The sequence below is a fragment of the Bacillus sp. 11B20 genome (genome assembly GCF_056098985.1).
Map to the genome: position 1 here is coordinate 307458 of NZ_JBLZWZ010000005.1, position 23758 is coordinate 331215.

The window sequence follows — 23758 nt, forward strand, 5'->3', positions numbered from 1 at the left end:
AGAGGTGTCCTCAAGTGGCTTTTTCAACGATAAAAGATTCCATCACCTACCACCCGCTGGGAGATGCAGCGATCGTCATCCAAGCTGGAGCTGACATACATGAGGAGATTCATGCACGTGTTGAGCAGCTGTTTGCATGTATTGAACAGCACCCATTTGAAGGGTATGTAGAAGCGGTTCAAGCCTTTACAAACGTGACTGTTTTTTACGAGCCTTATACCGTTCATCAATCGGCCCAGCTTCAAAAACATGACCTGTCTCCGTACGAATGGGTCAAAGGCTATATTGAACAACTTCTTGAAGACAAATGGCAGGAGGGAGTTCAGGTAAAGCGCCGCATTGTGGATATTCCAGTCTGTTACGGGGGAGCGCTGGGCCCTGATTTAGAAGAGGTTGCCCGTATCAATGGTTTAACGCCAGAGGAAGTTGTACGTATTCACACTTCCGGGACGTATCTTGTCTATATGATTGGATTTGCCCCAGGGTTTCCGTTTTTAGGCGGGCTTTCTGAAAAAATTGCAGCACCACGCAGACAAACACCAAGGATGTCCATTCCAAAAGGCTCTGTTGGTATTGCGGGAAAGCAGACAGGCGTTTATCCAATTTCTACACCAGGGGGCTGGCAGCTCATTGGACAAACCCCGCTGCCGCTTTTTCGCCCAGACGAGGAAATTCCGAGTCTATTGAAAGCAGGGGACGAGGTCAGATTTGTCCAAATGTCTGAAAAGGAATTTTTCAGCATGAAGGAGGCAGAACGTTGAGTATTCATGTCATCAAACCAGGGATGTACACAACCATTCAAGATAAAGGGCGGCAAGGTTATCAAAAGTATGGCGTCTTAACGAGCGGCGGCATGGACCCGCTTTCACTTAGAATCGCCAACATTCTCACTGGCAACCAAGAAAACGAAGCCGTACTGGAAGTCACGTTGATGGGGCCGGGCCCTGTGCTCACATGTGAGAAGGATCAGCTCATTGCAGTCACTGGTGCTGATGTAGAGATTGATATTGACGGAGAGCGGGCACCTTTATGGAAGCCGCTCTTTGTCCGATCAGGAAGCACGATCACCTTTGGTCTTTGTAAGAGAGGCTGCCGCGTTTATCTTGCTGTGGCAGGTGGATTTGATGTGGAGCCACTCATGCAGAGCAAAAGCACTTATGTAAGAGCAGGGATCGGTGGACTGAAAGGACGACCGCTTGAAAAAGGCGACGTTCTGCCCATTGGAGAGCCGTCTATCGTAGCGGATCATTTGTTTGATAGGCTAAAAAATAAAGTGAATCAGTCGGGATACGGCGCTCCAGATTGGACAGTGAGTCACGCTTATTTTTTGCCGCTGCGGAAATCGCCAGTGATTCGTGTGCTGGCAGGCAGGCATTTTTCTCATTTTCAAGAAACATCTCAAACCGCATTTTTTGAGCAGCCTTATCAGGTCACACCCCAATCAGATCGTATGGGCTGTCGGCTGAAGGGGGAGCCGGTTCATTTAAAAGAAAAGCTGGAATTGATCTCAGAAGCTGTCGCCTTTGGATCCATTCAAATTCCTCCCGATGGCCAGCCGATTATTCTGCTGGCAGATCGGCAAACGACAGGCGGATACCCGCGTATTGGAGAAGTAGCGACTGTAGATTTGCCGCTTATTGCACAGGCGATGCCTGGAGCAAAGCTGTATTTTGAACAAATAGATCATCGGGATGCAGAGCTGGCGTTATTTAAGCAAGAAGCAGAACTGAAGGAGCTGGCCGCAAGAATCAAGCTGGAAGCATTCTCGTTTAGAAAAGGTGAAGAAGATGCAAAATACAAATAAAACGGTTGTGAAATCTATGGAGATTTTGCGGCTGTTTATCGCTCACGATCAATTAACATTAAATGAAATGATCGAGCTTTCCGGTATGCCGAAAACATCTGTCCATCGCATGGCGAGCTCATTAGCCGATATGGGACTGTTAGAAAAGCAAGAAACAGGTGCTTATCGATTAGGCTTAATGTTCCTTGAATACGGTCAGCTTGTGGCGGACCGCCTTGATATTCGAAGAATTGCAAGACCATTTATGGAAAGCTTACGGGATGAAGTGGGAGAAGCTGTACAGCTTATTGTTCGCGAGGGTGACGAAGCCATTTACGTCGAAAAGATAGAAGGTACGCAGCCTGTTCGTCTCTACACCGCCGTCGGTAGACGTTCCCCCCTATATGCGGGTGCCTGTGCGAGAAGTATTCTTTCCTTTTTGCCAGAGAGCGAAAGACTTGCCTATATTGACTCAATTGAGCTGGATAAGATCGGAATTGGGACTATTACAGATAAAGAGGTGCTAAGAAACATGCTGGAAGAATCAAATGCGCGGGGATATACGTTAAGCTATTCTGAGCTTGAAAACTATACAGCGGCCATTGGAGCCCCTATTTTCAATCATCTGGGGGAAGTGGCAGCAGGTATTAGCATTGCAGGATTTGAAGCGGGCTATCAAAAAGAACGCCTGCCTTACTTAATTCAACAGGTGAAAAAAGCCGCCAGTGATATTTCGAGAGAATTAGGCTTTTCGTCCGAACAAATAAAAAGCCAATGACCGTCAAGATCATTGGCTTTTTTGTGTGCAGTTATTAGAAAGTTTTTCCTAAAGCTTTTGCACGTTCGATTGCATCTGCTTTAATTTGCTCTGCTTTCGCAGGCTCAGCATTGTGACCTTCAACGATAAGACCTTCGAAAGAAGGAATTCCGAAGAAGTTCGCAATTGTACCAAGGTAACGGTGACCTGCTTCAAGTTCAGCAGCAGGACCTTCAGTGTAGTATCCACCACGTGCTTGGATGTGAAGAGCTTTTTTGTCTGTTAATAAACCAACAGGACCTTGCTCAGTGTATTTGAATGTTTTACCAGCTACAGCAACAGAGTCGATGTATGCTTTAAGAACTGGTGGGAATGAGAAGTTCCAAAGTGGTGAAACAAATACATATTTGTCAGCAGAAACGAATTGATCACTTAATTCGTTTAGGCGAGCAACTTTTGCTTGCTCTTCAGCTGAAAGTGTATCGAAGCCAGCACCAGATTGAAGTTTGCCCCAGCCAGCAAATACATCTGCATCAATGTGAGGAATGTTTTCTTTGTACAAATCGATATGTACAACCTCGTCACTTGGGTTTGCTTCCTTATAAGATTCAATAAATGCCTTAGCAGTAGCCATACTGTAAGAAACTGTTTCATCATGCGGATGTGCAGTGATGTATAAAACTTTTGCCATGTTCATTCAATCCTTTCTGTTTCGGTTATTTTTTTAGCGTATCCCAAAGGTACGCTGAATATGTGGCATCTTTAATCATATTGGAATGCTATGAAAAAGATGTAACAAGCACAGTTACATAAAAACTGATATTTTCATTGTAATCACATTGTAGTTTGAAGTCAAGATATAAAGTCTCGAAATCAAGATAAAAAGTTTGTAAATTTTTCTGAAACGCATAAACACGCAGATTTCAGCGCAAAAAACCTACTCTTATTGAACAAAAAATCGTTCAATACCGCAAGTAAAGAGTTTGTAAAGGCGCTCCAGCTCAAAAAAAGATGGATGCCCCTAAGTCATCTGCTACAAGCATCTGTTCTCCAAATTCGTATATATAAGAGAAGGCAGGAGAGAGTGAGGGATAAGAGTGGGACGATCCTATGTTGCGATTGGAGATTCCTTAACAGTTGGGGTGGGGGCACGTTTATTTGGCGGAGGATTTACTCAGCGGTTTCGATGGCTGCTTGAAAAAAAGACGTATGCACCGGTCGAGCTGTCTGTATTTGCAAAGTCAGGGTTAACGACCGATGAGATTTTACAGCTCTTCAAACGGTCTGAGGTGAGACGTGCCATTGCAGCTGCTGACATCATCACCATCACAGGCTGTGGAAATGACCTTGTTCAAGCTGTTCAGCAGTATGAAGAAGGTGAAGATGAAAAGAAATTGCTGCAAGCGGTCATGCATTGCCAGGCGAATTTCAGCAAGATGATTCAAGAAATTGCTCAGATCAAAAGAGGGCAGCATGAGGCCTATTGCGTATATCTCATGAATTTATATAATCCTTTTCCACAAATACCAATAGCCGGGCGGTGGCTTCAGCAATATAATCAACAACTTCGTTTGCTTGCTGCGAATCCGCATGTAGAAGTTGTGGATGTGTATCGCGCGTTTGAAGGACATGAAAGAGCTTACTTATCGATTGATCAATTTCACCCGAATCCTAAGGGGTATGATGCAATGGCAGAAGCATTGTATCAACAATATTGTAAACAGCTGTAATCCGGTGGGATTGCAGTTTTTTTCATCCTTTTCAATAAATGACGGTTTCGATATGATAAAAGAAACGAAGGCGAAAGAGGTGTGCAGGCATGGAGGAGATCAATGCGTTTTTTCAAAAGATGACAGGAACGGCTTATGAAGTAGGAAAACAGCAGGCTCTCTGGCTGAAGGAGAACCCGCTGCTGCAGACACAATATATTCGAACAGAACCGGTAACACAACAGGCTGTGAAGGAAACGAAGCAGCTGATCCGTCCTTTTCTTCCTCAATTAGATGAAGAGATTGCTGGGTTTTGTGATGAAATGCAATTAGATGAGCGTTATTTGCCCTTTTTCTATTCATCGCATCTTCAGCCAGGCTGTTCCCATTGTGTGAGGCAGGGGAATATGGCAGCCGGTCAACAAACGGTCATGCTTCGTAACTATGATTTCTCCCCGATTTTTGATGATATGCGTCTTGTGACGACACATGTAAAAGAATCGGCATGTCATACAGGTTCGTCGCTGCTGTTGTTTGGCAGATCTGATGGAATGAATGAGCATGGTCTTGCTGTGACTTTCTCCGCTTGCGGTCCGCCGGTTGGCAATGAACCCGGTTTAAAGCCTCCAGCAGTCGCCGGTTTGCAGGTGTATCATGTGATTCGCTCTGTTCTGGAATCCTGTCAAACGGTCGAGGAAGCCATTCGCTCAATCCAGGAAATGCCCGTTGCCTCAAATGTTCATATCATGCTTGCGGATCGAAAAGGAGAGGCGGCTGTGATTGAAATCATCGATGGTCAAAAAAGGGTGAGAAGACCGGAGACAGGTTATATTGCCGCAACGAATCATCCGGTAGCTGATCAAACAGCAAAAGGGATGACCAAACATCATTCTATTGTCAGATACGATATGTTAATGGAGGCTTTAAAAGAACAACGATCAAATGATTCTCTTGTGAAGCTGTTTCAGACAGAATATCCTGATGGTCTAACTGTGCACAATTATGAAGAGCTGTTTGGAACGATGCGAACCGTCATGTTCCGTCCGGAAGAAGGCACAATCGATTATTGCTTTGGCTCTCCAGTGTACAATCCGACTTATTCTTTAAAAGCTGGGGGTTCACTGCCTTTCCATGAACAAAAGGTTCAATTTCATCAAAAGGATTATGGACCGTCATTTTGGAGGAGTGTCTAATGATCCCTTGTTTATATTTTGTCACAGTCGCTGTGCCAAATTCAGATCAACTTAAGATTGCATCGCTCGTTGAAAGCGTTTTATATTAAGGTGTGACAATAGACCTATTTATACAGAAGGAGGCATTTCATGTACATAACGGCACGAGAACAGAAAGTCATTAAATACATCATTCAGCAAAATCGTTATGTCACCATTCGTGAGATAGCCGATTCTGTTCAGGTGAGTACAAGAACGATCCATAGAGAACTAAAATCTATTAAACCAATTTTGAAAGATTATCATCTTTCATTAGATAAACAGCCGGGAAAAGGCTTAAAGGCAGTTGGCGAACAGGAGGATAAACAGCGGCTTCTTGCTCATATGTCAAGTGAGGATCAAATTGAATACAGCTCGGACGAACGAAAGCTCTTAATCCTATGTGCGCTGCTTGAAGCGAAGGAACCGGTGAAATTGTACACCCTCGCAGCTGACTTGCAGGTAACAAATGCGACGATTAGCTATGATTTAGATGAACTGACGGAGTGGATTGCTCCATACGGTTTGCAGCTTATCCGCAAGCGCGGGTACGGCATTGAATTAAAAGGGCCGGAGGAAGCAAAACGGAAAATTGTCGGCAATCTCATTGTCGACCGGCTCGACATTCAATTGTTTTTAGAAACGATTGAAATGAATATCAAACATCGAACGAAAGCGACGGAAAAGGTGTTTGGCGTTGTCAGCAGAGGACAGCTGCTTAAGGTAGAAAGACTGCTCTTTCATTTGAAGGATCGGCTGTCACTTTCCTTATCTGATAGTGCCTATATTGCACTTGTTGTTCACTTAACCTATGCCATCGAACGTATTCAGCTTGGGGAAACCATTCGAATGGAAGAGGAAGAGCTGCTGGAATTAAAGCGGACGAAGGAATTTGAATCATCACTCCGAATGGCAAGAGCGCTTGAACGCATGTTTAATGTGGAGATCCCTGAAGCGGAGGTCGGATATATGACCATCCACCTTCGCAGTGCAAATCGCAGCTTTGGGGCAGAATACCGTATTGATGAAATCGAGCTGGATATCGCGCTGAGAACGAAAAAGCTCATTGATTTTATTTCAAATAAAACCGGCTATCATCTTAATGAAAATGATTCATTGTATGAGGGACTCGTATCTCATCTCGAACCTGCCATGAACCGTCTAAAGGAAAAGATGAGAATCTATAATCCGCTCACACAACAAATTAAAAAAGACTACTTTTTGCTGTTTATGGCGATAGAAGAGGGAGTCGATCGCTTCTTTCCTGAGATTGAATTTCCAGAGGATGAAATCGCCTTTCTTGTGCTTCACTTTGGTTCAGTGCTTGAAATCAAAAAAGAAGAAATAAAAATTCATGCGCTGGTTGTTTGCTCAAGCGGAATCGGTTCCTCAAAAATGCTCGCCTCCCGGTTGAAAAAAGAATTGCCGGAGATCGCCAAATTCGATCTATCCTCTTTGATGGAGCTAAAGGAAATCGATGCATCGAGCTATGACATGATTGTTTCGACCGTTCCGATACCATATGAGCATATCGATTACATTATGGTCAGCCCCCTCCTAAACGAGGATGATGCCATGCGTGTGAAGGCTCATATTAAACGGAAGATTCCTTATATCATCGAGAAAAAAAGAACAAAAGAATCTCCCAAAGAATTAGTGCAAGAAACCGTTAATATGATGACGGTTGCAGAGCAGGTGACGAATTATATGTTTGTGATTCGCAGCATCCTGTCCCGTTTTACCATTGAAAAAAGAAAGACGATGCCGAAGCATGATGAAACCATCAGTCAGCTGCTTCGTCAGCTTGAAGAGGAAGGGCTTATCATACATGCAGATGATGTGGCGAGCGGCCTTTTGGAACGTGAACAGCAAGGCGGCTTAGGCATACCTGGTACTGAATTTGCTCTTTATCATTTAAAGCATGCATTCATCAAGGAACCAATCTTTCATATTTATGATCTTGATCAAGCATACGAGGTTAAAAGCATGGATGGCGGGCAGCAACAGATGTCACGAATGCTCATAATGCTGGCGCCGCAAGAGCTTGGCAAGGAAGGGTCAGAAATGTTTAGTCTGATCAGTTCATCCATCATTGAAAGTGAAGAAAGCATGGCGCTTTATGGACAAGGGACAAAGGAACACATTGAACAGAAATTACATCAGCTTTTCTATCAATTTGTCAAAGAGGCAAAGTGGTAAGAAAAAGGCCGAGAGCTTAGTCGCTTCTCGGCTTTTTTGCTGTGACACAGACAGCAAGGGTAGGACGAATTTCTTCATACTCAATAGAAAATGGGTCAAACCCTGCAAACTGCATGTCATTTAATATGCTTTCACCCATCTCTTTTGTCCGGTTGGCGTCAGCTCCTTTTTCTCTTGGCTGCATGACAATAACGAGTGTTCCGCCTGGTTTCAAGGTGTGGTAAAGATTGAGTAAGCCCGTCTTTGGATCATCCCAAATTGTAAAATTGTTAACAGACAGCACTTTGTCATACTGCTCTCCGGGAAGGCGTGTTTTCTCGATTTTTCCGACATACAATCGGACCTGTTTGTCTTTTGCTCGTTTGCTGACGCGGGACTGTGCTTGCTCCTGCATGGTTGAAGAAGCATCCAGCCCATCAATGTGAAGATCTTGATAATGCTTGAGCATATGTTTGATGCTGTAGCCGGGTCCATAGCCAATCTCCAAAATGTTTTCACCATCTGTCAGATCTAAGTGGCGGATGGCCCACTGATTCAATGATTTATTTTCATTTGCCATAATGAATCCAGCGATGCTTCCGAGCCAGCCTTTTGGTCTGCTAAAAGTTTTTGAAATGGTAGACAGCATGTGAGAACGCTCCTTTTTGATGATCATGTAACCGATTTTTCTCCTATTCAAACATGTTGATTTTCGGGAACACATCTGTACAGCTTCATGATGTTTGAGTGGAAAAATGAGGTGGTAATGAAAGGATACATCAACAAATCAAGGAGGAGCTTACACATGGATTTACGTGAATATTTAACAAATGGCATTCCGCGCCAAACGCAGGATCAGCAGCCAGGCAGTGAAAGAGAAATGAATCCAGCGCCGATCTTTGAGGATGAATCATATCAAGGTTCTGGCAAGCTAAAAGGAAAAGTGGCACTGATTACAGGCGGAGATAGTGGAATCGGACGGGCAGTATCTGTTGCCTATGCAAAAGAAGGAGCACATGTCGCCATTGTGTATTTAAATGAACATGAGGATGCAGAAGATACGCAAAAACGTGTAGAACAGGAAGGCGTCAAATGCTTAACGATTGCAGGAGATGTCGGTGACGAAGCCTTTTGCGAGAAAGCAGTAGAAAAAACAGTTGAAGCCTTTGGACAATTAGATATTTTAGTAAATAATGCGGCTGAACAGCATCCGCAAGAACGTATTCAAGATATTTCAAGTGAACAGCTTCACCAAACCTTTAGAACCAACTTCTATTCCTATTTCTATTTTACGAAAAAGGCACTGGATTATTTAAAACCGGGAAGCTCCATTATTAACACAACATCAATTAACCCATATCGAGGTAACCCAGTGCTGATTGATTATACGGCGACAAAAGGAGCAATTAACGGCTTTACGCGTTCTATGGCACAATCACTTGTGAAAGATGGGATTCGGGTAAACGGTGTAGCGCCAGGTCCAATTTGGACACCGCTCATTCCATCTACATTTGATGAAGACAGTGTGGAAAGCTTCGGGGCAGAAACCCCGATGGGAAGACCAGGACAGCCTGTAGAGCATGTCGGCTGCTTTGTGCTGCTGGCTTCTGACGAATCGTCTTATATGACAGGACAGACACTTCACGTCAATGGCGGTTCCTTTATGAATACATGATCTACGCGGCACCGCCCAGCTTTGATTGGGCGGTGTTTTTAGTATTTCTTGCGATTCTTTTGCACAGATGTGACAGACCATACGATAATGCCCACAACAACTGCCGCAATGACAAGTGAACTCAAATGGAACATCGTTTCATGATGCATGTTCAACTTCTCCCTTCATTGAACCTGTTTTCTATAGCATCAGCCAGAAGGTCTCTTTTTATGAAAAACACATTTCTTTGTTTAATGAATGGGCCGTCGTGGAAACCTAAGAATACGGATGAAATTTTGAAGGAGTGAAATGATATGTCTCAAGAAGAATTAAAACAGAAGGTATTAAACCTATTAGATGAACAAAAGGTCGGAACATTGGCGACTGTTGAACAGGATAAGCCGCATACTCGCTACATGACGTTTTTCCATGAAGATCTGACGTTATATACACCAACGAGTAAAGAAACACATAAAGCAGATGAAATTGAAAAAAATCCAAATGTTCATATTCTCATTGGATATTCAGGCGAAGGATTTGGTGATACTTATGCAGAAATTGCAGGTACCGCAACATTAACCGATGATCCGGAACTGATCGACCGCCTTTGGTCTGATGAGATGGAGAAATGGTTTAAAGGAAAAGATGACCCGAATCTAGTGATTCTGAAAATTGATCCAACCTCCATTCGTTATATGAATGAAGGAAGCCGTACACCAGCAGAATTATCACTTTAACACTTGCGTAATCAGGGGGAATGTGTTATAGTTTGATATTAAGTGTTGAAATAAGCAAATAAATAAAGAAAGTAAACTTTCTTTTTTCTATGACACAATGAGAAGCAATAGAGCTTCTACTTGATAAGAACGAGACGCTGTCAAAGCGAACAAACTTATTCTTTTCCTTCTGCACCCGCCCCCCTATATAAGCGGAAGAATGGAAAAAAGACGTTTTGATTTACAATTCACACTGGCACGGCTTCGGAGCCGTAAGGACGAATGAGAGGTAGGGCTTTCGTTGTCTTGTTATCCAGAACTTCCATGGCGTTTACTTTCAAACGTAGGTTCACTCGGAACACATATGACACACTGATATGATCGAATCTTAATTCATACACTCCGTAACGGAGATTAAACATTGATTATTTATTTGCATGAAAAGAGTAAGCAACAGGCTGCCATCTATTTGGCAGCCTTTTTCATTTGGTCAAACAAGAGGACCCCAAAACCAACGAGCCCAAGAAAAGGGAAGATGAAGATACAAACCAATCGCATAGCGTCCGCTCCAAAAGGGTTCGATACTAGCAGCAGACCGATGAATGCACAGATGATCAGAGTGAATAAAGCGGGCTTCATGATCATTTTCTTTGCCCTTTCTTCTGATACCGCCAAATCCGTTCAATAAAAAAGAACATCACTGCAAACAAAATAGAAAACATGAACATATCCAGCAGTGTCACGCCTCTATTTGGGTGCACAAGACCAAACCAAACGAATTGCAGAACAAAAGAGATCGCAAAATATAGAATTAATTTTTTCATCTTTTTCCTCTTTTCACTTATTTTTTTGACCCTTAAGCCACATCAGCCAAATGATGAAGGAACCTATCACACATGAGAGCAAAGTGCTAGGCGGCAAGGTGTGCCAGCTAGTCAGCCCCTTTACAAAACACATATAAAAAAAGAAAATGGAAATGGATACGAGTACCCATTGCTTGAACCAGCGAGGGACACGCAGCCACGCCGCTAGAATGATTGATGATAGCTTATCCAATGAGAGAACTCCTTTTTTGAATCTGATTGGATTTTATCGTAAACAACAAAGTTTGTAAAATATGGATTTCAGAGGCTTTGATGGTATTCTTCTAGCGTGAAACATTTTCGCTGTACTGACGTATAAGTTAAAGGAACCTCATGAAAGGAAGCGATCAAGTGAAAAGAATACCAGTCATCTTCCTCAGATATATTGTCTTCTTTATTCCAGCAATCATTCTCAGTGTCTTGGTGTGGAATCATTATCAAGATGATTTGTCAGATGGGAAAGTAACAGAGAATAACGTCAAAGGAATGTTCACATTTGATGAAGGCAAACGAGTGGTGAGTGCTGTATCAAAAGACCAGCAGCTCCATTTTGCAATGGTTGATCCTCAATCAGGAAAAAGAATGAGTGAATGGACCACAGAAAGTGATTCGTTTAATGAAATGCTGCCATCCATTCAAGGAAACAATCTCTTGCTGGCTTTAAAAAATAAAGACGGGCAGCTGTTGATTGAGAAATTAACACCAAGCGGAGAAAAGAAAGAGCTCGTTCAAAATAACCTGCAGATTCCCTCATTTTTAAAAACGAATACATACCAATGGAATGGACGTCTTGTATTTACAGGAGAAATGGACGGTGCCGCTGCAGTCATCGGTGAGCTAAAGAACGGTCAGTTTCATGTGCACAATCTGAACGAGCTAAAGCTGCCAGCAAGACCCGTCTCCATGGATGTTGTCATGAATTCCTTTAGAGGACAGACGCCAATTCCTATATTTGAAGTAACTTTGAAAAATGACCAGAAGGCGTATGTCAGCGGAATCTCAAACGAGAAGCATCAGCTTGGGGTATATGTCTCCAAAAACGCTGAACCGTTCAGCCTTGTGGAAGATACAGTTGAGCAGAGGCTGCAAAAAACGATCGGATCATCACAAAACTTTGCTGTCGCCGTGGAATCGGAATATCCAAAAAGGGCAAGGAAAGTGAATGCAGAAGGAAGACTTGGAGAAGTCGTTCCAACACCAAAACCAATTTACCAAACGTATGTGTACCAGCTTAATGAGGAAGAAGTGTTGATTGCAGGCTCTACAGCAAAGGACGAAGCAAAAGGCAAACTGACGGGTTATATTTATAACCATCACACGAATAAGGCGGTGTCTGCCAGCAAGCTTTTGCAGTCGTTTTCATATGAATCTTTACAAAGAGAAGGGCTCTCTTTCAATAAAAATGTGAAGAGCGATTGGCTCTATTATTCATTTGACAATCAATTAACGGGTGCATTTGAGACGAAAAGCAAAGAGCTAAAGGAATTTCCTTTGCAAAAGGTCATCTCAATTGAAAACGCAAGCCCTGCTCACCAAACATCATTTGACACCTTTATGCAATATGTCATGAAAGGCGGACCGCTCATTCTCAACTGGGCGATATGGATCTTGATCCCGCTGTTATTATTTGTACTAGCCATCTTCCTGCCGCCGATTTTGAGACTGGTGAGAAGGAACAAGATAAAGGACAGTGTCACATTACAAGCCTATATTGTGTCTGTTAAAGAAACGGGCACTTACATCAACGAACAGCCAGTTGTCAGCATGCGGCTTCAATTTGAATATGAAGGGCAAAGTATAGAAAAGACGGTTAAAACGGTTGTATCCTACACCCAGATACCACAGCCAGGCCAGCCTATTGCCATTCACTATGATCCGAAGAAGCAAAAGGCAATGCTTTTAAAAGAGGGTGACTTCTCGCAGCCAAGTGAGCCAAAGTTCATCAAAGGCGCTGTTTTAAGAAATATAGAATCATATGGAACCGTAGGACGAGGCACCGTCTTATCACTCACATTTGAATTAGATCAGAAAACGTATATCATTCCAATGATTCAAGCCGCTGGTTTTGAATTTAGAACAGGAGAAAAAGCCGATCTCGTCGACATCAATGGCCAGCTGAAAATGGCTGCCTATGGCTATGAAGTTCGAAATCGATCGGGGAAAGATGTGACGTTAACAGGAACCATCCAGCGTGTGAAGCAATATTCAATTGCCATCCATGAACAAAAGCCTATTCAGCTGGATGTGACAGTGTCAAACGGAGATCAGTCCATCACCAAAACGGTCAGCCAGTTCATCCCTGATCATATGCAGGTCGCAGTGGGCACTCAAATCACGATCCAGACAAAGAAAGAAGAGCTGGATAGAGAAATGAGCCTCATGCAAGAGAAACAAGGAAGTGCAAAAGTGACCAATGTCGAATTTGCTGGCGTCATCGGCAATCTGCCGTTAGCGATCATTCAAGTTGAGAGAAATGGCATGATGTATGAAGTGAAACAGCCAATCGATCCAATCACCAGCGTCTTGCCTGGTGATGAATTATGGGTGGCATATCACGATATGACGCGTCAAGCAGCCATTGTGAAATATGCATCAATATAAAAAAGCGTTCCTTTTAGGAACGCTTTTTCTATTAAGCTTTTGTATCATATTGGCGGAGCACCTTATCGTAGGCGAAATTGCCGAAAGGAATGAATGCCGCAAAAAAACCGGCGATGGACCATTTCAAATGCCAGCGAACTTTAAATGTCACATATGCCAAAATGAGCATATAGATGACAAACAATGCGCCGTGAAGAGAGCCTACAATGGTGACTGCCATCGGAATATCCGCAAAATATTTTAGAGGCATGGCAATTAAAAGAAGGGTTAAAAGAGACATACCCTCAATAAAACCCGCCTGTCGCAGACGGCTAATACTTGTATGCATATACAAATCCTCCTGTATAAAAGCTAGTTTCTCATCTTCTAATATAAACGAAAGATCGTCTGGACATGCTGAAATCTACGAAAAATTCAAAATATGTTCATGGATTGCTTAAAAAATGGGAAAAGTCCTTTACTGTTTGTTTGTTTCAGAGAGTACTTGCTTTAAGTGCATCACATCATGTAATAAATGCTCCGTCATTGCTTGAACCGCTTCTGTGGAGCGGCGCTTTTTTATTTCAGAATAGATCGCTGCATGCTCTCTTTGAATGGTTTCAGCACGAGCCCCGCCGCTAAAATGGAAAATGCGGCAATAGTGAATGAGTTCATTCACGTGATTCAATTGTTTGGATAAACGGTCATTGTGACTCGCCAAAATGATTTTTTGGTGAAAGGATTCATGTAACTGGACGATCTCTTTAGATGGCAGCTCCTGCTTGATCGCTTCGTCCGCCTCCGTGAGAACCTGCTCAATTTCATCCATTTCTCTTTGCGTGGCTTCCTTACAGGCAAGCTCAACAGCAAGTGTTTCTAAGGCAACCCGAATTTGATAGAGCTCCTCGACATCTTTTTCTGTTAACGTATAGACGGAATAGCCTGATCGATGATCCGCAATTAAAAGCTCGTCTTTTTCTAACAGCCTCATCGCCTCTCTTACAGGTGAACGGCTTACGCCAAATTGCTTGGCAAGCTGCGTTTCATTGATGCGCTCTCCTGGCTGAAACTGGCCATCAAAAATCATTTGCTTCAGCTGTTCATAAAATTGCATGTGATACGGTGTTGGTCTTTCCATCTCGAATGAATTCATCCCATCATTCCCTCTTTTGTACATCATCTTTTGTCTCATGTTATCCAAGTTTTTCCCTCTAGGCAAGCCTGCATCGAAAAGTCAATATCGTACAATCCAAGAGAAAAAGGGTGTGCTACACTAATGATGAGTTCAGTGAAAAGAGGGGATCGACATGAGAACATTAGAGGAACGAACAGTCCATTTTGATCAGGACTTGCAAATAGAGGCGTATCGCTTTCATGCCATCATCAAAAAGTTCCCAAAACATTTTCATACATACTATGTGATTGGATTTATTGAAGGCGGTCAAAGACGTATGTTCTGCCAAAATCAAGAATACATCATTGGAAAAGGAGATATCCTTCTTTTCAATCCGTACGATAATCACGGATGTGAACAATTTGATCACAAGCCGCTAGATTATCGCAGCTTAAATATTGAACCAGAGTTGCTGGAGAAGATCTTTCAGCACAAGCCGCATTTTAAAGCCCCTGTGGTTTCACAAAGTGAACTAGCAAAGCAATTATATGATCTTCATCAAATGATCACAGAAGAAGCTCCTGCTTTGAATAAACAGGAAGCCTTTTACTTTTTGATGAAGCAGTTGATCGAAACCTATTCTGATACACCAGAGGAAAAAGCATCAGCAGCCAATGCCAATGCCAATGAACAAAAAGTCCAAGACGTACAGCAATATATTGAAACACATCTCACGGAAAATATATCGTTAGATGACTTAGGTGAGCTCGTGTCCATGAACAAATATTCATTGCTGCGTGCTTTTACAAAGTTCAGAGGAATTACGCCGTATCGTTATTTACAGACAATCAGGGTGAACTATGCGAAGGAGCTTCTCGCCCAAGGAATGAAGCCAATAGATGTAGCTGCTGCCGCTGGATTTTCTGATCAAAGTCATTTGACTCATTTCTTTTCGGAATTTATTGGGCTTACGCCAGGGCAGTATCAGCAAATTTTTGAAAAGCAGGTAACAGCAAAATGAAAAATAAACAGCTTCTTGGTCATATAGCAGCCATGTTCACCATTTTTTTATGGGGATCTACCTTTATATCAACCAAAATATTATTAACGGCTTTTTCTCCAACAGAGATTTTATTTTTTCGTTTTTTCCTTGGGTACCTTACCCTGATGATCATTTATCCAGTCACCATGAAGGTGCAGCGTAGAAAGCATGAAGGGATGTTTGCGCTCGCAGGGTTATGCGGTGTGGTCTTATACTATTTTTTAGAAAATGTTGCACTTACTTATACGTTCGCTTCGAATGCAGGTGTCATCAGCTCCGTTGTCCCATTTTTCTCTTTTCTATTGTCTTATTTTTTATTAAAAGATGAGCTGCTGCACAGCCGCTTTTTCATAGGCTTTTTCATCGCGATGATGGGAATTGTACTGATTAGCTTTAATGGGATGACGACGTTCCGATTGAATCCGCTCGGTGATGCTTTAGCATTTATGGCTACCATCGTCTGGGCATTTTATTCCATTTTATCGAAAATGATCAATCAATATGGCTACCATATTATTCAGGTGACAAGACGTGTCTTCTTTTACGGGCTGCTATGGATGATTCCGCTAATCTGGCATTTTAAGATTCGTTTAGACTGGGAGCGGTTCACGAATCCATCGTTTGCCTTCCACTTGCTGTTTTTAGGCGTCTTTGCATCTGCTATTTGTTTTCTGACATGGAGCTTTTCCGTGAAGACGATCGGTGTGGTGAAATCAAGTGTGTATATTTATGGAGTGCCCATTATCACGATGATCATTTCAATGATCGTTCTTCACGAAAGTCTGACCTTCATGTCGGCACTAGGAACGGTACTGACCTTAGGAGGTTTGCTGCTTTCAGATAAAAAACGTGCGGGAAGAAAGAAACAGAAGTCCCCGATACTGGTGCAGGATAAAAAGGCGCTTTGATCAAAAAGCGTCTTTTGTCCATTGTAAGAACAGGCACTCTTTAGTAAACTCAAATTAAACGGTCGACGGTCGACCGATGACAAAGGGGGAAAAATCAATGAAGCATGTTTCAATTGCAGCGATACCAGGAGACGGAGTTGGAAAGGAAGTTGTGCCTGAAGCCATCCGAGTTTTGAAAGCGATATCAGAGGTGCATGGCGGTCTGTCTTTCACCTTTCAGGATTTTCCGTGGAGCTGTGAATATTATTTAGAGCATGGCGAAATGATGCCAAAGGATGGATTGGAACAACTAAAAGCCTTTGACAGCATTTTCTTAGGGGCCGTCGGAGATGCCAATTTAGTGCCGGATCATGTATCACTTTGGGGATTGCTCATTAAAATTAGACGTGAATTTGAGCAGGTGATCAACGTTAGACCTGCAAAACAGCTGAGCGGAATTCGCTCACCGCTTGCTCAGCCAAAGGATTTCGATCTTCTTGTTGTAAGAGAAAACGGTGAAGGTGAATATAGTGAAATTGGGGGCCGTATCTATCAAGGAGAAGATCAGCTTGCCATTCAAAATGCTGTTTTCTCCAGAAAAGGGACAGAGCGAGCCATGCGTTTTGCCTTTCAATTAGCAAAAAAGAGAAGAAAGCATGTGACAAGTGCAACCAAATCGAATGGAATCGTTCATACAATGCCATTTTGGGATGAAGTGTTTCAAGACGTAGCAAAGAATTATCCAGAGGTGACAGCAGACTCGCAGCACATTGATGCACTCTCAGCCTTCTTTGTGACAAGACCTGAGAAATTCGATGTGATTGTCGCCAGTAATTTATTTGGTGATATTTTAACTGATCTTGGAGCTGCCATTATGGGAAGTATTGGCGTGGCGCCTGCCGCCAACATCAATGTGAATGGCAAATATCCGTCTATGTTTGAGCCTGTACACGGATCAGCCCCAGACATTGCAGGAAAAGGGATTGCCAACCCAATCGGTCAAATTTGGACGGCTAAACTCATGCTTGATCATTTCGGAGAAGAAGAACTGGGCACACACCTCCTCGAAATCATCGAGTCAGTCACAGCAGACGGCTTTTTAACAGCAGACATCGGCGGAGCCTATCAAACACAAGAAATCACCAACGAAATCATCAAGCGCTTGAAGAAATAATCCGTCATTAGAACCGCATCTCCACGTCTGCTATAATAAAAGGATGGATAGAAGAAAGAGATGTGAAATCTAGTGTCAAAAACAGTTGTATTAGCAGAGAAACCTTCAGTAGGACGTGACTTAGCACGTGTACTGAAGTGTCATAAAAAAGGAAATGGTTTTTTAGAAGGAGATCAATACATTGTGACGTGGGCGCTTGGCCATTTGGTCACACTGGCTGATCCAGAAGGCTACGGAAAAGAATTTCAATCCTGGCGTTTAGAGGATTTGCCGATCATTCCAGAGCCGCTCAAGCTTGTCGTCATGAAAAAGACAGGCAAACAATTTCAAGCAGTGAAAGCGCAGCTTGCAAGAAAAGATGTAAAAGACATTGTCATCGCAACAGATGCTGGACGTGAAGGGGAGCTAGTCGCAAGATGGATTCTTGAAAAAGCGCATGTGAAAAAGCCACTGAAACGACTATGGATCTCATCTGTTACGGACAAAGCCATCCAAGAAGGCTTCAAACGATTAAAAGATGGCAGAGAATATGATAATCTGTATCGCTCGGCTGTTGCACGTGCAGAGGCAGACTGGATTGTAGGGATCAACGCAACAAGAGCGCTGACGACCAAGTTCAATGCACAGCTTTCCTGCGGACGGGTACAAACACCAACGATTGCCATGATCGCCAAACGAGAAGAAGACATTCAGCAATTTCAGCCGAAGCCGTTCTATGGAATGACTGCACAAGTAGATGGGCTTACGTTGACATGGCAGGATGCCAAAACAAAGCAAAACCGCACATTCCAAGAGAATGTCATAAAAGAGCGTTTGGCAGGCTGCAAAGGAAAACCAGCAGTGATCGATGCATTGAAAAAAACAGCGAAAAAAGCTTTTGCTCCAGGGCTGTATGACCTGACTGAATTGCAGCGTGATGCACATAAACGCTACGGCTTCTCAGCAAAAGAAACCTTGTCTACGCTTCAGCGATTGTATGAGCAGCATAAGCTTGTGACATATCCGCGTACAGATTCAAGATTTATTTCAGCGGATATCGTTCCTACATTAAAAGATCGTTTAAAAGGAATGAACGTCAGACCGTACGCACAGCATGTGAACCGCATTTTACAATCAGGCGTGAAAGCGCACAAAGGCTTCGTCAACGATGCAAAAGTGTCAGATCACCATGCGATCATTCCAACCGAGGAAGAGCTGTATCCTGGTGCACTAAGTGATAAAGAGCGTAAATTATATGATCTTATTGCCAAACGATTCCTTGCTGTACTGATGAATCCTTTTGAATACGAGGAAACAACGGTGATTGCCAAGATAGGCAGTGAAACGTTCACGGCAAAAGGAAAAACCGTACAATCAGCCGGCTGGAAAGCCGTGTATGATGATTCCTATGAAGACGAGGAATCAGCCGAAGCAGATCAGCATCTGCCGCTGCTCTCAGAAGGGCAGTCACTTGAAGTACGCCAGCTGAAAGAAACAAATGGAGAAACGAAACCTCCTGCCCGTTTTAATGAAGCAACTCTGCTATCTGCTATGGAGAACCCAGCGGCATTTATGCAAAATCAGGAAAAGGACTTAGTGAAAACCCTCGGTGAAACAGGCGGACTAGGAACAGTGGCCACAAGAGCCGATATCATTGAAAAACTGTTCAACAGCTTCTTAATCGAGAAAAAGGGCAAAGACATTTTCATCACATCGAAAGGGAAACAGCTGCTTTCCTTAGTGCCTGAAGACTTAAAGTCACCTGCGTTAACAGCGGAATGGGAACAAAAGCTTTCTAAAATCGCAAAAGGACAGCTGAAGGCTTCTCAATTCATGAGTGAAATGAAGTCCTATGCAAAACAAGCCGTATCTGAAATCAAACAAACGAATCAAACCTTTAAGCATGACAATGTCACTGGCACCCATTGTCCTGACTGCGGAAAACTTATGCTGAAAGTGAACGGAAAACATGGCACAATGCTCGTGTGCCAAGACCGAGAATGCGGCCACCGTAAAAATGTAGCGAAGAAAACAAACGCACGCTGCCCGAACTGTCATAAAAAGCTCGAGCTGCGCGGAGAAGGTGATGGCAAAATCTTTGCTTGTGTGTGCGGCCATAGAGAAAAACTGTCTGTTTTCGAAAAACGCAAATCACAATCCAATCAAAAGAAAGCCAGTAAGCACGATGTGTCAAAATATATGAAGAAACAAAAGAAAGTGGAAGAACCAATCAATAACGCACTGGCTGAGCAATTAAAGAAATTAAAATTAGATCAATAGTAGTATATAAACCCATGCTGAAATGCATGGGTTTTTCTGTGCAATCAAGTATATCGGCATATGGTTTTTCTGAAAATGGGAATATGTATGCAAAAAGACTCGTAATTTGGTATAAAATATTTATTTAAATTTTAACAAAAACACTCTATAATAAATCGTTGGATGCTAAGAGAACGGGAGTTGAAAGGGGACACGAATGGTTACAGCCATACATCGCACGGCTATTGTTTTACTCATTGTTTTTTTATTAGGCGGATGTACCTGGGAACAGCAGAAGGAATCAGCTGATCCAGTATCTCCACAGCCTGTATTGCCTGGAGAATATTTTATCACTCATCACCTCATGACAGATCAAGGCATGATTCGCACTTCATTAGCAGAGCAGCACATCTACTTATCTGAGTCGCTTGGACTTTGGATGGATTATCTTGTTCGAAAAAAAGATCAAAATTCTTTTGACCAACAATTTGGTGTCCTGCAAGATGAATTTTTACTAGATGATCACCTTCTCAGCTGGCAAATCGAATCTGATCAAAAAAGTAAAGCCAATGCTCTAGTTGATGACTTACGGGTAGTGGCGGCACTTCAAAAGGCAGATCGTTTATGGAAGAATGCAGCGTATCAAACCACAGCAAAAGAAATCGCACAAGCGTTAAAAGACAAGAATATGTATAGAGGCATCTTGTCCGATTATTATGATGCGTCAACAAACCGAACTTCACACACAATCACACTCTCATATTTAGACCCAAAAGCAATCAAAGAATTGGAATCCCTCAAAATATTCACGAAACAAATGACGAGTAACCAATTGACCATTCTAAAACAAGCACCGAGAAAAAAAGGATTCTTTCCTAAATCCTATGATATAAAGAAAAAAGCCTATTCATTTGATCGAGAAATCAATATGATTGATCAACTCTATACGGCTCTACATGCCGATCGTGCAAAGGTGAGTACGTCTGCGATCATGAAATGGCTGAAAACGACTTTTAAAAAAGAAGGAAAGCTGTACGGTAGATATAAACTGAGCACATTGCAGCCATCGGTGACGTATGAATCGCCTTCTGTATATGCACTGGTCATCTTGTATGCTCTTAAACGAAACGAACCGGAATTCGCAAAAGAGGTTTATGACCGCATGAAAGAATTACAAATTCAAGATCCTCTCAAGGATTATTATGGAGGATACATGAACGAAAAAGACACACACTCATTTGACAACTTATTGCCTCTCATTGCAGAAAGGGAGCTTTTTAATGAATCGGTTATTCAGTAATACGTATCGTTTATATTATTCTCTGCTCCTCACGTTTGCAGGTCTTATTTTGTTTATGAGCTACCTTGGCTTGCATGATGCAGAGAGCTTTTTGATGATCACACTGACTTTTGTCGTGTTAGGATGCGGGATTTTATTTGGCATCTTACCAGCATTAATTTTTACCTTGCTGATGTTGTTCTTTATAGGAAGTGCTATGTTCTTTACAGAGCTTGGCCACACAAATCCTTTCTTTTCCAATCGAACATTGCAGGATGTGGTGGTTTGGGGCGTAGCCCTTCTCTTTTTCGCGATTTCAGCAGGAAGCTTGCATGAGCGGATCAAGACGATGCGTCACACCATTGAACAACAAAAGCAGGCGATGAAACAATTTGTGGCGATTGACTCGACAACTGGATTTGACAATGCAGATCGGATGAAGCTGGAATTATCCGAGGAAATGAAACGGGCAGAACGTTACAAACAGCCATTCGTTTTTATCCTTCTTCATATCCATTATGCAGCGGAATTCAAATCGTTATATGGAGAAAAAGAAATGCAGCACCTATTTCAGCAATTAAGTATCAAGATTCGCGAAAGTGTCAGAGAAACGGATAAGAAATTTCGATTATCCGAAGAACGAATAGGCTTGCTGCTTACTCACACACCAGAAGAGAATGTCTCTGTCGTCCTTGAGAAGCTAAAAGATAAATTGCAAAAGCATGTGCTGTTAAACGGTCGTGAAGTCACCCTGACTTTTCATGTCTGTCATTTAACAAGCAGTTCGGATTATCGTACGCCAGAGCAATTTTTACAAGAACTAGAAAAAGAGATGATGATGAATGAACTTTAATTCTTTGATGAAATGCTGTTTGCTGCTTGCTCTTTTTTTGATTCTTTCTTTTAAATACATGGCTTCAGCCGACGCACTTGCCAAGCCAGATACCCTGATCGTTTATTCGACAGAATCGGGGGAAGCGACACCAGCAGTGCATATGCTGGATCTACTCGCCGGACATTTTTCAACAAAGACGACGATTGTATCTGATGAACATTTGGCTGAAAAGAAGATCAGTGAATTTCAGCAAGTCATCTACCTAGGAGAAATAAAGAGAACCTTACCGAAACAGACCATTCGTATGATGAATGAAGCACAGAAGGTAATAGCCATTGGATACAATGCGGAACAGCTTCGCCCATTCTCCAATCTTACTTTTCACAAACAAGATCACACGAGTCAAATCAAATATACAGATGATCAAACTTACCGTCAGCTAGAGAAAAGTATCAGTGCGTTAACGGTTCAAGGGGCCGACTTGCAAAGTGAATTTTTATTGAAGAAGCATGAAGCTGACCTTCCATTTGTGATTCAAACAAAGGAAGGGGCCGACTATATTGGTATCTTAAATGTCGTGCAGCAGAACGAGCTGCTTGCAGAAGTGCTGGAAAAACGCCTGTCTTCTTCTCATCAGCTGACCACAAAGTACTTAAGGTTTGGGAACATCAGTCCTGTCTCTGACGAGAAGAAGCTGCTTGAGCTTGGACAATACGTATCCACTCGGCATATTCCGTTTCTGATAGCGGTAACTCCTGTATGGGTGGATCGAACAACAGGTGATGAAGTGACACTGAGTGACCGCCCGCAGCTCGTAAAAGTGTTAAAACAATTGCAAAGCAATGGAGCCAGCATCATTCTTCATGGATTTAGCCGTACGTACCGAACGGAGGATTCTGGTCAGGACTTTGAGTTCTGGGATGCAAAGAATGATCAGTCCATTACGTCAAATGACCCAAAAAAAGCCGAGAAGAAGCAAAGTGAAAGCCATTTTTCGAATGAAAAAGATTTCCATGCTTATACGAGATCGAATCAGCAGCAAGAAATCATCTATACAGAAGAAAAAATCACAAAGGGCATTGAGCTTCTTGCGCAGCAAGGTCTATATCCACTGGCATTCGAGGTGCCGCATGATGCCATATCCCAACAAGGCTACGATGTGATATCAAGGCATATGTCCAGTCTGTTTGGACAGGTACAGTTGTCGGATCATACGTGGAAAACAGCCGGTGCTCCGCCGCTGGTGACGAAGCCCGCTATGCTTCACGGCATGACCTTATATCCTCAGCAATCAGTAGAGCCAGCATCTGACCAAGAAGGTTCAAATATTTTAACAGAGCAAAAGATTCAATCCATCCAGCATCTTCAATCAGCCGCAATCGGGCTGTCCTATGATGTGGAATCAGGAATAGATGGACTGCAAAATCTGATGACGCAGATGGATGCAATTCCTTCTAGTGAATGGCTGGATTTAAAGAAAACAAAACAGACGGTCCAAACATCACATGTGCAGATCAAAACATCAGGGAATGGACATATTCAAGTAGAACAATCCAATAGAGCAGAAACCAAAACAGTCAAACGAAGCGGCATGGAAAATATGCTGCGAATTCTCACAGTCGTGGTGATGCTGTTTATTGCGGCATTTGCTTTTTACACATTGTATTTAAGACTGACAATGAAAAAACGAATTTTTAAGGAGAGAAAATTAGGTGGCTGATGTCTTATTTTATCTTTC

General features: G+C 42.6%; 21 protein-coding genes. 16 read left to right on the forward strand and 5 right to left on the reverse strand.

What is annotated here, in order from left to right; genetic code table 11:
* The first annotated feature begins 14 nt into the window (after window positions 1–14).
* The 3 genes from pxpB to ACN6NB_RS02155 are packed head-to-tail and all read left to right on the forward strand — an operon-like array spanning window position 15 to window position 2561.
* The gene (gene pxpB, locus ACN6NB_RS02145) at window positions 15–761 is read left to right on the forward strand and encodes a 5-oxoprolinase subunit PxpB (protein ID WP_474253212.1); all 747 of its coding nucleotides are present in this window, start codon (window positions 15–17) and stop codon (window positions 759–761) included.
* Window positions 758–1804 (forward strand): 5-oxoprolinase subunit C family protein, encoded by a 1047-nt coding sequence (locus ACN6NB_RS02150; RefSeq protein ID WP_144490738.1) that lies wholly within the window; start codon window positions 758–760, stop codon window positions 1802–1804. Before pxpB ends, ACN6NB_RS02150 begins: the two co-directional genes overlap by 4 nt.
* Entirely contained in the window at window positions 1788–2561 is a 774-nt protein-coding gene (locus ACN6NB_RS02155; RefSeq protein ID WP_144490739.1) for an IclR family transcriptional regulator, read from the forward strand. The genes ACN6NB_RS02150 and ACN6NB_RS02155 overlap by 17 nt, the downstream gene beginning before the upstream one ends.
* Before the next feature lie 34 nt (window positions 2562–2595).
* Here the strand turns inward: ACN6NB_RS02155 and ACN6NB_RS02160 are convergent, their stop codons facing one another.
* Window positions 2596–3231 (reverse strand): FMN-dependent NADH-azoreductase, encoded by a 636-nt coding sequence (locus ACN6NB_RS02160; protein ID WP_024720223.1) that lies wholly within the window; start codon window positions 3229–3231, stop codon window positions 2596–2598.
* A 406-nt stretch (window positions 3232–3637) separates the two neighbouring features.
* On the opposite strand from ACN6NB_RS02160, the gene ACN6NB_RS02165 reads away from it, so the two are divergent.
* The 3 genes from ACN6NB_RS02165 (at window position 3638) to ACN6NB_RS02175 (ending at window position 7659) form a co-directional block, all read left to right on the forward strand.
* The gene (locus ACN6NB_RS02165; protein ID WP_474253213.1) at window positions 3638–4270 is read left to right on the forward strand and encodes a GDSL-type esterase/lipase family protein; all 633 of its coding nucleotides are present in this window, start codon (window positions 3638–3640) and stop codon (window positions 4268–4270) included.
* A gap of 89 nt (window positions 4271–4359) precedes the next feature.
* The gene (locus tag ACN6NB_RS02170; RefSeq protein WP_064498689.1) at window positions 4360–5442 is read left to right on the forward strand and encodes a C45 family autoproteolytic acyltransferase/hydolase; all 1083 of its coding nucleotides are present in this window, start codon (window positions 4360–4362) and stop codon (window positions 5440–5442) included.
* 129 nt (window positions 5443–5571) lie between these two features.
* Entirely contained in the window at window positions 5572–7659 is a 2088-nt protein-coding gene (locus ACN6NB_RS02175; RefSeq protein WP_064498690.1) for a BglG family transcription antiterminator, read from the forward strand.
* Between the two features lie 16 nt (window positions 7660–7675).
* Here ACN6NB_RS02175 and ACN6NB_RS02180 read toward each other — a convergent pair whose 3' ends face one another.
* The gene (locus ACN6NB_RS02180) at window positions 7676–8287 is read right to left on the reverse strand and encodes a class I SAM-dependent methyltransferase (RefSeq protein ID WP_039182983.1); all 612 of its coding nucleotides are present in this window, start codon (window positions 8285–8287) and stop codon (window positions 7676–7678) included.
* Between the two features lie 156 nt (window positions 8288–8443).
* Here ACN6NB_RS02180 and ACN6NB_RS02185 point away from each other — a divergent pair, with 156 nt between their 5' ends.
* Window positions 8444–9313: an SDR family oxidoreductase gene (locus ACN6NB_RS02185; RefSeq protein WP_024425561.1), complete on the forward strand. Its 870-nt coding sequence runs from the start codon at window positions 8444–8446 to the stop codon at window positions 9311–9313.
* A gap of 293 nt (window positions 9314–9606) precedes the next feature.
* A complete protein-coding gene (locus tag ACN6NB_RS02190; RefSeq protein WP_039176603.1) occupies window positions 9607–10029 on the forward strand; it encodes a pyridoxamine 5'-phosphate oxidase family protein in 423 nt (140 codons plus the stop codon).
* Window positions 10030–10649: 620 nt separating this feature from the next.
* Here the strand turns inward: ACN6NB_RS02190 and ACN6NB_RS02195 are convergent.
* Window positions 10650–10832: a hypothetical protein gene (locus ACN6NB_RS02195; RefSeq protein WP_041089145.1), complete on the reverse strand. Its 183-nt coding sequence runs from the start codon at window positions 10830–10832 to the stop codon at window positions 10650–10652.
* A 390-nt stretch (window positions 10833–11222) separates the two neighbouring features.
* On the opposite strand from ACN6NB_RS02195, the gene ACN6NB_RS02200 reads away from it, so the two are divergent.
* On the forward strand, window positions 11223–13472 hold the full coding sequence (locus ACN6NB_RS02200) for a hypothetical protein (protein ID WP_260984036.1): 2250 nt from the start codon (window positions 11223–11225) through the stop codon (window positions 13470–13472).
* Window positions 13473–13503: 31 nt separating this feature from the next.
* Here ACN6NB_RS02200 and ACN6NB_RS02205 read toward each other — a convergent pair whose 3' ends face one another.
* Both ACN6NB_RS02205 and ACN6NB_RS02210 read right to left on the reverse strand, forming a co-directional pair.
* Window positions 13504–13800, reverse strand: a complete 297-nt coding sequence (locus tag ACN6NB_RS02205) for a DUF3817 domain-containing protein (protein ID WP_008347156.1) — start codon at window positions 13798–13800, stop codon at window positions 13504–13506.
* Between the two features lie 129 nt (window positions 13801–13929).
* Window positions 13930–14604, reverse strand: coding sequence for a GntR family transcriptional regulator (locus tag ACN6NB_RS02210; RefSeq protein WP_474253214.1), 675 nt, complete (start codon window positions 14602–14604; stop codon window positions 13930–13932).
* Between the two features lie 154 nt (window positions 14605–14758).
* Here ACN6NB_RS02210 and ACN6NB_RS02215 point away from each other — a divergent pair, with 154 nt between their 5' ends.
* From ACN6NB_RS02215 to ACN6NB_RS02245, 7 genes are all read left to right on the forward strand, one after another.
* Window positions 14759–15586, forward strand: coding sequence for an AraC family ligand binding domain-containing protein (locus ACN6NB_RS02215; protein WP_041089152.1), 828 nt, complete (start codon window positions 14759–14761; stop codon window positions 15584–15586).
* Entirely contained in the window at window positions 15583–16515 is a 933-nt protein-coding gene (locus tag ACN6NB_RS02220) for a DMT family transporter (protein ID WP_341083206.1), read from the forward strand. Before ACN6NB_RS02215 ends, ACN6NB_RS02220 begins: the two co-directional genes overlap by 4 nt.
* 97 nt (window positions 16516–16612) lie before the next feature.
* Window positions 16613–17668: a tartrate dehydrogenase gene (locus tag ACN6NB_RS02225; RefSeq protein WP_058837357.1), complete on the forward strand. Its 1056-nt coding sequence runs from the start codon at window positions 16613–16615 to the stop codon at window positions 17666–17668.
* Window positions 17669–17740: 72 nt separating this feature from the next.
* Window positions 17741–19927, forward strand: coding sequence for a DNA topoisomerase III (locus ACN6NB_RS02230; RefSeq protein WP_039176652.1), 2187 nt, complete (start codon window positions 17741–17743; stop codon window positions 19925–19927).
* A 196-nt stretch (window positions 19928–20123) separates the two neighbouring features.
* Entirely contained in the window at window positions 20124–21206 is a 1083-nt protein-coding gene (locus ACN6NB_RS02235) for a glycosyl hydrolase family 8 (RefSeq protein ID WP_058837358.1), read from the forward strand.
* Window positions 21187–22038 (forward strand): GGDEF domain-containing protein, encoded by an 852-nt coding sequence (locus ACN6NB_RS02240; RefSeq protein ID WP_126682227.1) that lies wholly within the window; start codon window positions 21187–21189, stop codon window positions 22036–22038. Before ACN6NB_RS02235 ends, ACN6NB_RS02240 begins: the two co-directional genes overlap by 20 nt.
* Window positions 22028–23740, forward strand: a complete 1713-nt coding sequence (locus tag ACN6NB_RS02245) for a DUF2334 domain-containing protein (protein ID WP_474253215.1) — start codon at window positions 22028–22030, stop codon at window positions 23738–23740. Before ACN6NB_RS02240 ends, ACN6NB_RS02245 begins: the two co-directional genes overlap by 11 nt.
* The last annotated feature ends 18 nt before the right edge of the window (window positions 23741–23758 follow it).

What these genes read in the sequence shown, in the direction of transcription:
- ACN6NB_RS02155 (WP_144490739.1), top strand. Translation starts at nt 1,788, where the DNA reads ATGCAAAATACAAATAAAACGGTTGTGAAATCTATGGAGATTTTGCGG.
- ACN6NB_RS02160 (WP_024720223.1), bottom strand. Translation starts at nt 3,231, where the DNA reads ATGGCAAAAGTTTTATACATCACTGCACATCCGCATGATGAAACAGTT.
- ACN6NB_RS02170 (WP_064498689.1), top strand. Translation starts at nt 4,360, where the DNA reads ATGGAGGAGATCAATGCGTTTTTTCAAAAGATGACAGGAACGGCTTAT.
- ACN6NB_RS02175 (WP_064498690.1), top strand. Translation starts at nt 5,572, where the DNA reads ATGTACATAACGGCACGAGAACAGAAAGTCATTAAATACATCATTCAG.
- ACN6NB_RS02180 (WP_039182983.1), bottom strand. Translation starts at nt 8,287, where the DNA reads ATGCTGTCTACCATTTCAAAAACTTTTAGCAGACCAAAAGGCTGGCTC.
- ACN6NB_RS02185 (WP_024425561.1), top strand. Translation starts at nt 8,444, where the DNA reads ATGGATTTACGTGAATATTTAACAAATGGCATTCCGCGCCAAACGCAG.
- ACN6NB_RS02190 (WP_039176603.1), top strand. Translation starts at nt 9,607, where the DNA reads ATGTCTCAAGAAGAATTAAAACAGAAGGTATTAAACCTATTAGATGAA.
- ACN6NB_RS02195 (WP_041089145.1), bottom strand. Translation starts at nt 10,832, where the DNA reads ATGAAAAAATTAATTCTATATTTTGCGATCTCTTTTGTTCTGCAATTC.
- ACN6NB_RS02205 (WP_008347156.1), bottom strand. Translation starts at nt 13,800, where the DNA reads ATGCATACAAGTATTAGCCGTCTGCGACAGGCGGGTTTTATTGAGGGT.
- ACN6NB_RS02210 (WP_474253214.1), bottom strand. Translation starts at nt 14,604, where the DNA reads ATGAATTCATTCGAGATGGAAAGACCAACACCGTATCACATGCAATTT.
- ACN6NB_RS02215 (WP_041089152.1), top strand. Translation starts at nt 14,759, where the DNA reads ATGAGAACATTAGAGGAACGAACAGTCCATTTTGATCAGGACTTGCAA.
- ACN6NB_RS02220 (WP_341083206.1), top strand. Translation starts at nt 15,583, where the DNA reads ATGAAAAATAAACAGCTTCTTGGTCATATAGCAGCCATGTTCACCATT.
- ACN6NB_RS02225 (WP_058837357.1), top strand. Translation starts at nt 16,613, where the DNA reads ATGAAGCATGTTTCAATTGCAGCGATACCAGGAGACGGAGTTGGAAAG.
- ACN6NB_RS02235 (WP_058837358.1), top strand. Translation starts at nt 20,124, where the DNA reads ATGGTTACAGCCATACATCGCACGGCTATTGTTTTACTCATTGTTTTT.
- ACN6NB_RS02240 (WP_126682227.1), top strand. Translation starts at nt 21,187, where the DNA reads ATGAATCGGTTATTCAGTAATACGTATCGTTTATATTATTCTCTGCTC.
- ACN6NB_RS02245 (WP_474253215.1), top strand. Translation starts at nt 22,028, where the DNA reads ATGAACTTTAATTCTTTGATGAAATGCTGTTTGCTGCTTGCTCTTTTT.